This window comes from Methylobacterium sp. E-041, from assembly GCF_022829665.1.
Taxonomy (GTDB): Bacteria; Pseudomonadota; Alphaproteobacteria; order Rhizobiales; family Beijerinckiaceae; genus Methylobacterium.
In genome coordinates, this window is sequence record NZ_JAKSYQ010000285.1 from 118,025 (window position 1) to 129,854 (window position 11,830).

The 11,830-nt window shown below is 71.0% G+C and carries 11 protein-coding genes; 6 read left to right on the forward strand and 5 right to left on the reverse strand.

The window, feature by feature from the left end; genetic code table 11:
* Positions 1-12: 12 nt before the first annotated feature.
* Positions 13-1,155, reverse strand: coding sequence for a patatin-like phospholipase family protein (locus MKK70_RS26240; RefSeq protein WP_147729027.1), 1,143 nt, complete (start codon positions 1,153-1,155; stop codon positions 13-15).
* Between the two features lie 445 nt (positions 1,156-1,600).
* Between MKK70_RS26240 and ispG the strand changes: the two genes are divergently transcribed.
* Complete coding sequence (gene ispG / locus MKK70_RS26245) at positions 1,601-2,920, forward strand: flavodoxin-dependent (E)-4-hydroxy-3-methylbut-2-enyl-diphosphate synthase (RefSeq protein WP_147729028.1); 1,320 nt, start codon at positions 1,601-1,603, stop codon at positions 2,918-2,920.
* 299 nt (positions 2,921-3,219) lie between these two features.
* Positions 3,220-5,217 carry a potassium transporter Kup gene (locus MKK70_RS26250; RefSeq protein ID WP_243932687.1) on the forward strand — a complete coding sequence of 666 codons (1,998 nt, stop codon included), beginning with the start codon at positions 3,220-3,222 and terminating at the stop codon, positions 5,215-5,217.
* Positions 5,218-5,269: 52 nt separating this feature from the next.
* Here the strand turns inward: MKK70_RS26250 and MKK70_RS26255 are convergent, their stop codons facing one another.
* Both MKK70_RS26255 and MKK70_RS26260 read right to left on the reverse strand, forming a co-directional pair.
* On the reverse strand, positions 5,270-5,629 hold the full coding sequence (locus MKK70_RS26255; protein WP_243950845.1) for a type II toxin-antitoxin system VapC family toxin: 360 nt from the start codon (positions 5,627-5,629) through the stop codon (positions 5,270-5,272).
* Between the two features lie 62 nt (positions 5,630-5,691).
* The gene (locus MKK70_RS26260) at positions 5,692-5,934 is read right to left on the reverse strand and encodes a type II toxin-antitoxin system Phd/YefM family antitoxin (protein WP_243950847.1); all 243 of its coding nucleotides are present in this window, start codon (positions 5,932-5,934) and stop codon (positions 5,692-5,694) included.
* A 293-nt stretch (positions 5,935-6,227) separates the two neighbouring features.
* Here MKK70_RS26260 and MKK70_RS26265 point away from each other — a divergent pair, with 293 nt between their 5' ends.
* The 3 genes from MKK70_RS26265 to MKK70_RS26275 all read left to right on the forward strand — a co-directional run bounded on the left by MKK70_RS26265 (position 6,228) and on the right by MKK70_RS26275 (position 9,684).
* Positions 6,228-6,704 (forward strand): (2Fe-2S)-binding protein, encoded by a 477-nt coding sequence (locus tag MKK70_RS26265; RefSeq protein WP_147728433.1) that lies wholly within the window; start codon positions 6,228-6,230, stop codon positions 6,702-6,704.
* Complete coding sequence (locus tag MKK70_RS26270; protein WP_243950849.1) at positions 6,701-9,040, forward strand: xanthine dehydrogenase family protein molybdopterin-binding subunit; 2,340 nt, start codon at positions 6,701-6,703, stop codon at positions 9,038-9,040. Before MKK70_RS26265 ends, MKK70_RS26270 begins: the two co-directional genes overlap by 4 nt.
* 242 nt (positions 9,041-9,282) lie before the next feature.
* Positions 9,283-9,684 carry a hypothetical protein gene (locus tag MKK70_RS26275; RefSeq protein ID WP_243950851.1) on the forward strand — a complete coding sequence of 134 codons (402 nt, stop codon included), beginning with the start codon at positions 9,283-9,285 and terminating at the stop codon, positions 9,682-9,684.
* A 243-nt stretch (positions 9,685-9,927) separates the two neighbouring features.
* Here MKK70_RS26275 and MKK70_RS26280 read toward each other — a convergent pair whose 3' ends face one another.
* On the reverse strand, positions 9,928-10,176 hold the full coding sequence (locus tag MKK70_RS26280; RefSeq protein WP_243950853.1) for a hypothetical protein: 249 nt from the start codon (positions 10,174-10,176) through the stop codon (positions 9,928-9,930).
* A gap of 251 nt (positions 10,177-10,427) precedes the next feature.
* Positions 10,428-11,150, reverse strand: a complete 723-nt coding sequence (locus MKK70_RS26285; RefSeq protein WP_243950855.1) for a Sir2 family NAD-dependent protein deacetylase — start codon at positions 11,148-11,150, stop codon at positions 10,428-10,430.
* On the opposite strand from MKK70_RS26285, the gene MKK70_RS26290 reads away from it, so the two are divergent.
* Positions 11,149-11,799 carry a hypothetical protein gene (locus tag MKK70_RS26290; RefSeq protein ID WP_313899115.1) on the forward strand — a complete coding sequence of 217 codons (651 nt, stop codon included), beginning with the start codon at positions 11,149-11,151 and terminating at the stop codon, positions 11,797-11,799. The genes MKK70_RS26285 and MKK70_RS26290 overlap by 2 nt on opposite strands.
* Positions 11,800-11,830: the final 31 nt, after the last annotated feature.

The window sequence follows — 11,830 nt, forward strand, 5'->3', positions numbered from 1 at the left end:
GCCGCGCTCGGCTTACTGGTACGCCTGCTGCAGGTCGAGCGAGCAGTCGCGGCCGATCTTCTCGTAGTTCTCGGCAAGCCAGGCCTGCGCGGCGTGGCGGCCCTTGTCGCGCAGGCGCTGGAACACGCGCCAGCGCGCGTCGAGCTTGGAGCCGGCATTGTAGGCGTCGAGCGCGTCGGTGCCGTCGATTCGGTGGACCAGCACCCGCTGGTACTGGCCCTGGCCGAGCACGCCCTCCTCGATCAGCCCGTCGACGAAGTCGATCGCGCGCAGCTCGCGCATCAGGTTGGCGTTGAAGGTGATCTCGTTCAGCCGGTCCTGGATCTCCCGCTCGGTCCGCGGGGTCTCGCGGCGCTCGACGGGGTTGATCTGCACCAGGAGGATGTCGCGGGTCACGGCGCCGCGATGCAGCGGATAGAGCGGCGGGTTGCCGAGGTAGCCGCCGTCCCAGTAGGGCACGCCGTCGATCTCGACGGCCTGGAATACGGTCGGCAGGCAGGCCGAGGCCATCAGGTGGTCGACGGTGAGGCGCTCGCGCTCGAACACCGCGAGCTTGCCGGTCCAGACGTTGGTGGCCGAGACGAAGACGCCGGCCGTGCTCGCCTCGCGCAGGCGCTCGAAATCGACCTGGGCGGCGAGCGCCTTGCGCAGCGGGTTGATGTTGAGCGGGTTCGAGACGTAGGGGCTCGGCGTCAGCACCTTCGACCAGAACTCGATCACCGGGTTGCCCTTCAGCGCGCCGAACATCCCGTGGAACAGGCTGCGCTGGCCCGGCGAGAAGTCGCCGTCGAGGCTGACCTCGCGCCAGAACCGCTCGAGCCCGGCGCGGGCGCCCTCGGGGCCGTCCTTCAGCCAGCCGTCGATCATCACCACGGCGTTCATCGCGCCGGCGCTCGCCCCGGTGACCGCCTCGAAGCCGAGGCGCCCGTCCTCGATCAGCGCGTCGAGGACGCCCCAGGTGAAGGCGCCGTGCGCGCCGCCGCCCTGCAGCGCCAAGGCGACGTTCTTCTCCGCCCGCGGCCCCGCGAGCACGTGATGCGAGGGGTGGGCGGAGGGGCGGTCGGCGATGCCGTCGGAGACAGGCCCGGGCACGGCGGTGACCGGGTTGCCGGGCTCGGGACGATCGGTGCAGGGCTGCGAAGTCGGCGTCATCATCGCCTCAACATGGATTGTTGCACTGCGGTATCAAAGGCCGCATCGCAGCATTTTTCTACGGACGCGGCGGCGGCGCAAGCGCGCCCGGTGCGTCGCGGTTCCGCGAATCGGCGCGGTGGACGGCGGCGGCCCGGCCAGCGCGACGCGACCGGAGCGCGCGCGAGGTCCGGGGCGGGCGAGCACGATCCCGTTGGCGGACAACGCTTATCCGAGGCGGGGCCGGCACGATCGCACCGGGCCGTGGCCTGCGCGAACTCGACATCGCGGGGCGGATGCGACATGACACGCGCGGTGCAGACATGCATCGCCGCAGGATTGACGCGGTCCCGCGTCAATCGCAGCTAAACGATCGACCGTGCAAGCTGATGGCGTGCTGCGCGCAGCCGCCGGCCGATCGCGACGTCGCGAAACACAAGGCCTTGAACGAAGGTCCACGATGGAAGCCATGCAAGCCGCCAGCCTCGACCAGAACCCGCTCGCCGCGCAGGCCGCGGGCCTGACCGGACCGGAGATCGCCGGGCCGGCCCCGCGGCACCGCACCGTCGGGGTGCGCGTCGGCCAGGGCGAGGGCGCCGTGACCGTCGGCGGCGGCGCACCGGTCGTCGTCCAGTCGATGACCAACACCGACACCGCCGACATCGACGCCACGGTGGCGCAGGTCGCGCAGCTGGCGCGGGCCGGCTCGGAGCTGGTGCGCATCACCGTCGACCGCGACGAGGCCGCCGCCGCCGTCCCGAAGGTGCGCGAGCGCCTGGACCGCATCGGCTGCCACGTGCCGCTGGTCGGCGACTTCCACTACATCGGCCACAAGCTGCTCTCCGATCACCCGGCCTGCGCCGAGGCGCTGGCGAAGTACCGGATCAACCCGGGCAACGTCGGCTTCAAGGAGAAGAAGGACGTCCAGTTCTCGACCATCATCGAGCAGGCGATCCGCTACGGCAAGACGGTGCGCATCGGCGCGAACTGGGGCTCGCTCGACGAGGCGCTGCTCACCCACCTGATGGACGAGAACGCCCGGCTGCCCCGGCCGATCGACGCCCGCGCGGTGATGCGCGAGGCGATGGTGCAGTCGGCGCTGTCCTCGGCCGAGCGCGCCGTGGAGCTCGGCCTGCCGAAGGACCGCATCATCCTCTCCGCCAAGGTCTCGGCGGTGCAGGACCTGATCGCGGTCTACCGCGAGGTCGCGCGCCGCTCGGACTACGCGATCCACCTCGGGCTGACCGAGGCCGGCATGGGCTCGAAGGGCCTGGTCGCGGCGTCTGCCGCCATCGGCGTGCTGCTGCAGGAAGGCATCGGCGACACGATCCGCTACTCGCTGACGCCGGAGCCCGGCGGCGACCGCACCGTCGAGGTGAAGGCCAGCCAGGAACTGCTGCAGACCATGGGCTTCCGCACCTTCGTGCCGATGGTGGCGGCCTGCCCCGGCTGCGGCCGCACCACCTCGACCACGTTCCAGGAGCTCGCCCGCGACATCCAGAACTGGATCGTCACCTCGATGCCGGAGTGGAAGAAGACCTATCCGGGCGTCGAAGGCCTGAACGTCGCGGTGATGGGCTGCATCGTCAACGGCCCCGGCGAATCGAAGCATGCCGACATCGGCATCTCGCTCCCCGGCACCGGCGAGACCCCGACCGCGCCGGTCTTCATCGACGGCAAGAAGGCGATGACCTTGCGCGGCGCGACGCTGGCCAAGGACTTCGAGACGGTGGTGATCGACTACATCGAGCGCCGCTTCGGCCAGGGCGCCCGCAACGCCGCGGAGTAGCACCGCCGCGCCTCCCCCTCCCCCGCACCCAAGTCGGGCACACCCCGGCTTGGGCACATGAAGGTGCAGGTTTGGGGCGGGCCCGAGATCGGTCGGGCGGAGGGACGCCCCGTTCCCCGAAACCTCCCTGTTCCCGCCCGCACGGGGGCGTGATAGCAGGGCGCCGAGATTCCGTGAGCGGCAGGCCCAGCGGCCGCCGTGGCCCGGCATTCGCGTTCCCGGTCGCATCCTCCGGTGGGACCCTCGATGCGCCACACCGCGAAACGCCGTGCAGGCTTGATGAGCCTCGATCGCACCCGATGACCCAACCCGTGACACCGGGCGGCACCGCCGCTCAGCCCGACGCCGCGGGCGTCCAGCCCGCCGCGGACGGCCCGGCCCTGGCCGCGCCCGGCACCGTCGTGCACCCCGCCGGCGCCGTCGACCCGGCGGAGGGCCGGGCGCACGCCGCGCCGGGCCTCTGGACGCTGGCCGTCGGCTCGGTCGGCGTGGTCTACGGCGACATCGGCACCAGCCCGCTCTACGCCTTCCGCGAGGCGCTGGTGCCGGCCCGCTACGACAACATCCTGCTGGCGGAGGAGGTGCTCGGCACCGCCTCGCTGATCCTGTGGGCGCTGTTCCTGATCGTGACGGTGAAGTACGTCGCGATCCTGCTGCGCATGGACAACAACGGCGAGGGCGGCATCCTCTCGCTGATGGCGCTGGCGCGGAAGGCGCTCGGCGGATCGCGGATCGTGTTCGCGCTGGGCCTGCTCGGCGCGGCGCTGTTCTACGGCGATGCGGTGATCACCCCGGCGATCTCGGTGCTGTCGGCGGTGGAGGGGCTGAAGCTCGTCACCCCGGCCTTCGAGGGCTCGGTGCTGCCGATCACCGTGGCGATCATCCTCGCGCTGTTCCTGGTGCAGAGCCGCGGCACCAGCAAGGTCGCGGCCTTCTTCGGGCCGGTGATGGTGCTGTGGTTCCTGGCGCTGGCGCTCGCCGCCGTGCCGCACATCGTCGGAAACCTCACGGTCTTCAAGGCGCTGAACCCGTGGTACGCCGTGCATTACCTGCTCGGCCACGGCACCGGCGCCCTCGTCGCCCTCGGCGCGGTCTTCCTCGCCGTCACCGGCGCGGAGGCGCTGTTCGCCGACCTCGGCCATTTCGGCCGGCGGCCGATCCAGATCGCGTGGCTCGGCCTCGTCTTCCCGTCGCTGGCCCTGAACTATCTCGGCCAGGCGGCCCTGGTGCTGGAAAAGCCCGAGACCACCGATCCGTTCTTCCAGCTGTTTCCCGAATGGGCGCTGCTGCCGATGGTGATCCTGGCGACGCTCGCCACCGTCACCGCGAGCCAGGCGGTCATCACCGGGGCGTTCTCCCTGTCCCGGCAGGCGATCCAGCTCGGCTTGCTGCCGCGGCTCGAGATCCGCCACACCTCCGAATCGCATTCGGGGCAGATCTTCCTGCCGCAGATCAACGGCCTGCTGATGATCGGCGTCGTGGTGCTGGCGGTGGTGTTCCGCTCGTCCTCGGCCCTGGCCTCGGCCTACGGCATCGCGGTCACCGGCACGATGCTGCTCACCGCGAGCATGACCTTCCTCGTGGTCTGGCGGCTGTGGCACTGGTCGCCCGTGGCGGCGGCCGCCCTGATGCTGCCGTTCATCGTGATCGAGTTCCTGTTCCTGCTCTCGAACCTGCTCAAGGTGTTCGAGGGCGGCTACGTGCCGCTGCTGCTCGCCGCCGGCCTGATCGTGCTGATGTGGACCTGGGTGCGGGGCGTCACGATCCTGTTCAACAAGACCCGCAAGACCGACGTGCCGATCCTCGAGCTCGTCGGCATGCTGGAGAAGAGCCCGCCGCACCACGTGCGCGGCACCGCGGTGTTCCTAACGAGCGATCCCGAGATCGCGCCGGCGGCCCTCCTGCACAACCTCAAGCACAACAAGGTGCTGCACGAGAAGAACGTCATCCTCACGGTCGAGACCGTCGACACCCCCCGCGCCAACGGGCCGGACCGGGTGCGGCTGGAGCCGATCGGACCGGGCTTCTACAAGGTCGTGATGAAGTTCGGCTACATGGAGACGCCGAACATCCCAAAAACCCTCGTGCTGCTGCGCAAGGAGGGCTTCAAGTTCGACATCATGGCGACGTCGTTCTTCCTGTCGCGCCGCTCGATCCGCCCGGCCGCCCATTCCGGGATGCCGCTGTGGCAGGACCGGATCTTCATCACGCTCGCCAAGAACGCCAACGACGCGACGGACTTCTTCCAGATCCCCACGGGCCGGGTCGTGGAGGTGGGGACGCAGGTCACGGTCTGAGGCGCCCCACTTCCAGGCCAGCCGGGATGGCGGCGCGCATCGTCGCTCGATGTCACAGGCGTTCGACGGGCACGCCCACGGCCGCACCCGCCTCTGCGGGGCGCGTGTCGAGGGTCGCGAGCGTCAGGCCGGCATCGGCGGCGATCGCCCGATGAAGCGCATCTCCAGCGCGAAAGCCGGGATGGGTCTGGTCCGCGAAGCGTGCCGCCGTCCGAAACGTCCTCTCGTCGATCGGCAGCATCACGAGCGACGTAGCCGTCAGGCGCGTGAACGCCGACGGGGCCACCGAACGATGCTGCGAATCGATCGTGCCCGTGCGGAACTTGATCGAGAGCGGTGCCGAGAACTCGGTGGCGACCCAGGCACTGATGGCGAGGTCCCCGCCTGCCCAGGCGGTGGGCCAAGCCTGCATCCGGGCGGTTTCCCGCTCCTCGGTCTACGCCGCGACCGAGACCGACGTATCGAGATACGGCATCAGTACCGTTCGTCGTCCCGCATCGCGCGCACAAACGTCGCGGCACCCTCCGGCTGCAGCGGCATCGCGGCGGTGACGGCCCTGAGGGTCGCGATATCGATCGGCCGCTTCGGTCCCAGCATGGCACTGTGCCGTGCCACCTCGCGCCCGCGACGCGTGACGACAGCGGCTTCGCCGGCGACCACTCGGTCGACGAGCGCGCTGAGTCGCGCCTTTGCCTCTGCCAAGCTCACCGTTTCCATCGCCCTCAATGCCCATCGAGCTGATCATCGTAGGTGGCGGATTGGGATTCGGCTATCCGCCCGTTCCCTCCTATGTGTGCGTGCGCCAACGCACACGGCATGCCCCAGGCGCCGGGCTCGGGCCGCGTGCGGTCGTTTGCCCGCGTTGCACCGCGCAGCAGGCATGCCGTAGATTGAATTCATTCTGAGAACGACATGCGGACCCGGGGGGCGTTGCGGCACGGGAGGCCTTCGCGTCGCCCGGGCCGTCGCGCCGTCCCGGTGCGATCCGCATTCACACAGGACGTTTGCGAATGATCAAACTGACGGTGAACGGAGCGCCACGCAGCTTCGACGGCGACCCCGACATGCCGCTGCTGTGGTACCTGCGCGACGAGCTCGGCCTGGTCGGCACCAAGTTCGGCTGCGGCCAGTCGCTGTGCGGCGCCTGCACGATCCACCTCGGCGGCACCGCGACCCGCTCCTGCACCACCCCGATCTCGGCCGCGGCCGACCAGGAGGTGACGACCATCGAGGGGCTTTCCCCCGACGGCAACCATCCGGTGCAGGTGGCCTGGCGCGACCTCAACGTGGCGCAGTGCGGCTACTGCCAGTGCGGCCAGATCATGCAGGCGGCCTCGCTCCTGAAGGATACGCCGAAGCCGACCGACGCGCAGATCGACGAGCAGATGAGCGGCAACATCTGCCGCTGCGGCACCTACCCGCGCATCCGCGCCGCGATCCACCAGGCCGCCGGTCAGGCGCCCGCCAGCAAGGGAGAGCGGCTGTGATCCATGACGCAAAGATGATGGCCGACCTCGCCGCCGAGGCGCCGACCCGGCCGACCCTGATCGCCAACGTCAGCCGCCGCGCCATCCTCGGCGGGCTCGGCGCCTTCGTGCTCGCGGTGAACCTGCGCGACACCGCCAAGGCCGAGACCAAGGCCCAGGAGCCGGCGAAGTTCGGCGCCGACGGCATGCCGCACGGCTGGCGCGACGACCCGAAGATCTTCGTGGCGATCGCCGCCGACGGCCGCGTGACCGTGACCAACCACCGCTCCGACATGGGCCAGGGCGTGCGCACCTCGGTCGCCTTCGTCGTCGCCGACGAGCTGGAGGCCGACTGGTCGAAGGTCGGCGTGGTGCAGGCCTGGGGCGACGAGGAGCGCTTCGGCAACCAGGACACCGACGGCTCGCGCAGCTTGCGCCACTTCTTTCAGCACTTCCGCCACGCGGGCGCGGCGGCCAAGCTGATGCTGATCCAGGCGGCGGCCAAGCAGTGGAACGTGCCGGCCTCCGAGGTGACGGCCGAGAACCACGTGCTGACGCATGCCAAGTCGAAGCGCACGCTCGGCTACGGCGACGTCGCGGCGATCGCGGCGGAGCTGCCCGTGCCGGCCCGCGAGAGCGTGGTGCTGAAGGACCCCAAGGCCTTCCGCTACATCGGCAAGGGCCAGATCGGCATCATCGACAACCGCGACATCACCACCGGCAAGGCGGCCTACGGCCTCGACACGAAGCGCGAGGGCATGCTGTACGCGCTGGTCGCGCGCCCGGCGGTCTACGGCGGCAAGGTCGTGAGCTTCGACGATACCGAGACCCGGAAGGTCCCCGGCGTCGTGAAGGTGTTCAAGATCGACGGCGGCGAGATCCCCTCGGAGTTCATGCCGCTCGGCGGCGTCGCGGTGGTGGCCAAGAACACCTGGGCGGCGATGAAGGGCCGCGAGGCGCTGAAGATCGTCTGGGACGACGGCCCGAACGCCGGCTACGACACCGACGCGTTCCGCACCGAGCTCGAGAAGGCGGCGCGCGCGCCCGGCAAGGTCGTGCGCAACCAGGGCGACGTCGACGGGGCGATGGCCAAGGCCAAGACCAAGCTGACGGCCGACTACTTCGTGCCCCACCTTGTCCAGGCTCCAATGGAGCCGCCGGCCGCGGTGGCGCAGGTGAAGGACGGCGCGTGCGAGGCCTGGGCCTGCACGCAAGGGCCGCAGGCGGCGCACGACCGGCTGGTCAAGGCGCTGGGGCTTCCCGCCGACAAGGTTCGGGTGAACGTGACGCTGCTCGGCGGCGGCTTCGGCCGCAAGTCGAAGCCCGACTACGTGGTCGAGGCCGCGCTCTGCTCGCGCGAGGTCGGCGGCGCGCCGGTGAAGCTCACCTGGACCCGTGAGGACGACATCCACCACGGCTACTATCACACCATCTCGGCCGAGCACCTCGAAGCGGGACTGGACGACAAGGGCATGCCGGTGGCTTGGCTCCACCGCTCGGCGGCGCCGACGATCGGCTCGATCTTCGCGCCCGATCCGAAGCACGAGCTGCCGTTCGAGCTCGGCATGGGCCTGGTCAACACGCCGTTCGCGGTGCCGAACATCCGGCTGGAGAACCCGGAGGCGGCCGCCCACGTGCGGATCGGCTGGTTCCGCTCGGTCTCGAACATCCCGCACGCCTTCGCGATCCAGTCGTTCGTCGCCGAGCTGGCGCACGCGGCGGGGCGCGACGCGAAGGACTACCTGCTCGACCTGATCGGGCCGGCGCGCAAGATCGATCCCACCTCGATCGGCGATGTCTGGAACCACGGCGAGGATCCCAAGCTCTACCCGATCGATACCGGGCGCCTGCGCCGGGTGATCGAGACGGCGGCCGGCGGCGCCGGCTGGGGCCGCAAGCTCGAGAAGGGCCGGGGCCTCGGGATCGCGGGGCATTACAGCTTCGTCACCCACACCGCGGTCGCGGCGGAGGTCGAGGTCGACCCGAAGGGCGGCGTGAAGGTCGTCGCGGTCGACATCGCGATCGATTGCGGGCCGCAGGTGAACCCGGAGCGCATCCGCTCGCAGATGGAAGGCGCCGTGGTGATGGGGATGGGCCTCGCGCTCACCTCCGAGATCACCTTCAAGAACGGCCGGGCGCAGCAGAACAACTTCGACGGCTACGAGATCATCCGGATCGACGCCGCGCCGAAGGTGATCCGCGTGCACCTCGTCAACTCGGGCACCTGGGACGGGCCGCTCGGCGGCGTCGGCGAGCCCGGCGTTCCGCCGGTGGCGCCGGCGATCGCCAACGCGGTGTTCGCGGCCACCGGCCGCCGCGTGCGGCAGCTGCCGATCCGCGACCAGCTCAGCGCCTGAGCCAAGGAAGCCGCGCCGCCCGCCGGCGCGGCGACGGACCGGACGACCGAGGGGCCCCTCTTCCACCGGAAGAGCGGGCCCCTCGGCGTTTTGCGAAAAGCTCCGTGTCCGAGGCTTCTGTTTTGCGCGACATCGCGTTTCGGCGGAGCCTTGCCGGTGGATGCCGCGTTTCCATGCCGAAGCCACCGGGATCGTGCTGTCGGTCCCCGCGTTCGGCTCCCAACCACCGGAGATCCCATTCGATGACGCGTCCTGCGTACCTCGCCGCCCTGCTCGCCCTGTCCGCGCTGGTCGCGCCCGGCCTGATCGTGCCGGCCTCGGCCTCGCCCTGCTCCGAGCGGATCGCCGGCCTTGAAAAGCGAGTGAAGGCGGAGTCGACCGAGGCGATCTCGGCCTCGACCAGCGGCCAGGGCGCCGCGGCCAAGCGCGGCGGCGAGGGGGTGACCGGCACGGAAGGCAACGCGCCCGGCCAGTCGCCGCAGGCTCCGCCGGAGAAGTCGGCCGAGGCCGGCAAGGGCGCCGACGCCGCCCAGCAGGCCAAGGTGGCGCTCGACGAGGCCCGCACCGCCGACGGCAAGGGCGACGCCAAGGCCTGCGAGGCGGCGCTGACCCGCGCCGAGGCGCAGCTCAAGGCGGCGCCGTAAGCGAGCGCGCCCGTCTTCCCCCACCGGATGCGGGGGCGGCGCGGGCTCGGTCGGGTTCGAGCGCCGGATCGGAAGCACCGGCGTGGAGGCGGAGCCCGTCCGGCGCGGACGTATGGCGGGATGAGAAGACAGTTTGCGGTTATGACGCCGTCGACGGCGAAACGGTTTCTGTAAGGGCCGGTCGCGGCGAGACCATCGCGGGTCGGGGGGCGGAGACCATGTCCACGCCCCGCGGAGGCTTCGTCAGGCCATCGCGTCTAGGGGGACGCGGGCGGAGGCGGCGCCGAGGGCGTGCGCGTTGCCGTTGAGCCCGGCGCAGAGGTCGTCGATCTCGGCGACGTCGAGGGCTTCGCCGGTCTCGGCGGCGATGGCGTCGATGAGGTGATCCTGGCGGGGGTCGAACGGATGACCCTGCATCCGGTAGAACTGGTAATAGCGCAGGGCCGCCAGGACGGTGTCGCGCTCGCGGGCCGTGACCGTGAAGTTCTGCATGGGCTTTTGGCTCCCGTGTGGCTTCATCGAACGCCGGTACGTGCCGCGGCAACCGCACCAAGCTTGTCCATTGTACGCACAGCGCCGTGAGCGTCCATGTCTTGACACGGCGATCCTGCGTGATTCGGCCGAGAAAGTCCGATTGCGCGCAAGCGGATATTGAGTTTCCGAACGCAATTCCCGTGGTTTTTCAAACCTGTGCGGTCGCAGCCTGCGTTATTCTGCAGGTGTTCCTGCGCCATTGCATCGGATCACGATGTGAGAGCGGCGAGGAAGGCCGGCACCGTCTCGCTGGCCGGGCCGTAGCGGGCCTCGTCGAACGCGTCCGCGTTGTCGGAGGGCTCGGCGTTCAGCTCGCAGGTCGGGATGTTCCGCGCCTGCGCCAGCCGCACGTAGCCGGCCGCCGGGTAGACCGCCCCCGAGGTGCCGATCGCGACGAACAGGTCCGCCGCCGACAGCGCCGCCTGGATCGCGTCGAGGTGGTGGGGCATCTCGCCGAACCACACCACGTCGGGCCGCGACGTGCCGACCGCCGAGCACAGCGGGCAGGCATCGGCGACGTCGAGGTCGCCGGGACAGGGAAAGGTGCCGGCGCAGGCGGTGCAGCGGCCCTTCAGCAGCTCGCCATGCATGTGGACGACGGCACGCGAGCACGCCCGCTCGTGCAGGTCGTCGACGTTCTGGGTGCACAGGAACAGCCGCCCGCCGCGCTCCGCCAGCGCCGCCTCGGCCTGCGCGAGCGCGACGTGGGCCGGGTTCGGCGCGGCCGCGACCGCCCCGCGCCGGCGCAGGTTGTAGAAGTCCAGGACGGTGCCGGGGTCGACCGCGAAGGCCTCGGGCGTCGCGAGCCGCATCGGATCGAACCGCGCCCACATCCCGCCGCGGTCGCGGAACGTGCCGAGCCCGCTCTCGGCCGAGACGCCGGCTCCGGTGAGGACGAAGACGGTCTTCGGAAAGGGCGCACGCAGGGGCATGGGCGCGAGCCTACACCCGCCCGGCGCCGACCGCCCATCGGAATTCGGCGCCGGGCAGGTCGAAGCTGCGGGCCGGCGCGGGGAGGCGCGGCGGAGGGGCCGGCGCGCCGTCCCGCCGGGCGATGCGGCCCGAGCCGATCAGCCGAGCTATACCGCGCCGATGCGCATCCTCGGCCGCCTTCTCCTCGGCTCCCTCGCCCTGCTCCTCGCGATCCCGAGCGGCGGCGCGATCCTGCTTATGGCGCTCGTGCTCGATCCGGTGGCGAGCGTCTGGCTGACGAAAGGCGCGCTCGCCGGGCTCGATGCCGGCCTGTCGGACCTCGCCGCCGGCCTGCCGCCGGAGAGCTTCGCGTGGGTCCTCGCGGGGCTGGCGAAGGCGTCCTTCGTGCTGCTCGCGGTGCCGCCGGCCCTGGTGGCGCTGGTCGGCGAGACCCTGCGCTGGCGCGGCCTGCTCTGGTACGGCGCCGGGTGCGGCCTGATCACCGCCGCCCTGCCCTGGCTCGCGCGCGGGGCCGTGCACCCCGGCGGCACGGCGCTCGCGGCCGAGGCGCGGGTCACCGCGATCCTGTTCCTCGCCGGCGCCGGTGCCGGGCTCGTGTACTGGCTGATCGCCGGGCGAAGCGCCGGGCGGCCCCCGACGCGGGCGTGACGTTTCCGCGACACGGGCGCGCTTCGGGGCG

Excerpts from the sequence above, each read along its gene's own strand:
- MKK70_RS26265 (WP_147728433.1), top strand. The coding sequence starts at position 6,228 with ATGATCAAACTGACGGTGAACGGAGCGCCACGCAGCTTCGACGGCGAC.
- MKK70_RS26290 (WP_313899115.1), top strand. The coding sequence starts at position 11,149 with ATGGGCGCGAGCCTACACCCGCCCGGCGCCGACCGCCCATCGGAATTC.
- MKK70_RS26275 (WP_243950851.1), top strand. The coding sequence starts at position 9,283 with ATGACGCGTCCTGCGTACCTCGCCGCCCTGCTCGCCCTGTCCGCGCTG.
- MKK70_RS26240 (WP_147729027.1), bottom strand. The coding sequence starts at position 1,155 with ATGATGACGCCGACTTCGCAGCCCTGCACCGATCGTCCCGAGCCCGGC.
- MKK70_RS26255 (WP_243950845.1), bottom strand. The coding sequence starts at position 5,629 with ATGCAGGCTTGGCCCACCGCCTGGGCAGGCGGGGACCTCGCCATCAGT.
- ispG (WP_147729028.1), top strand. The coding sequence starts at position 1,601 with ATGCAAGCCGCCAGCCTCGACCAGAACCCGCTCGCCGCGCAGGCCGCG.
- MKK70_RS26280 (WP_243950853.1), bottom strand. The coding sequence starts at position 10,176 with ATGCAGAACTTCACGGTCACGGCCCGCGAGCGCGACACCGTCCTGGCG.
- MKK70_RS26285 (WP_243950855.1), bottom strand. The coding sequence starts at position 11,150 with ATGCCCCTGCGTGCGCCCTTTCCGAAGACCGTCTTCGTCCTCACCGGA.
- MKK70_RS26250 (WP_243932687.1), top strand. The coding sequence starts at position 3,220 with ATGACCCAACCCGTGACACCGGGCGGCACCGCCGCTCAGCCCGACGCC.
- MKK70_RS26260 (WP_243950847.1), bottom strand. The coding sequence starts at position 5,934 with ATGGAAACGGTGAGCTTGGCAGAGGCAAAGGCGCGACTCAGCGCGCTC.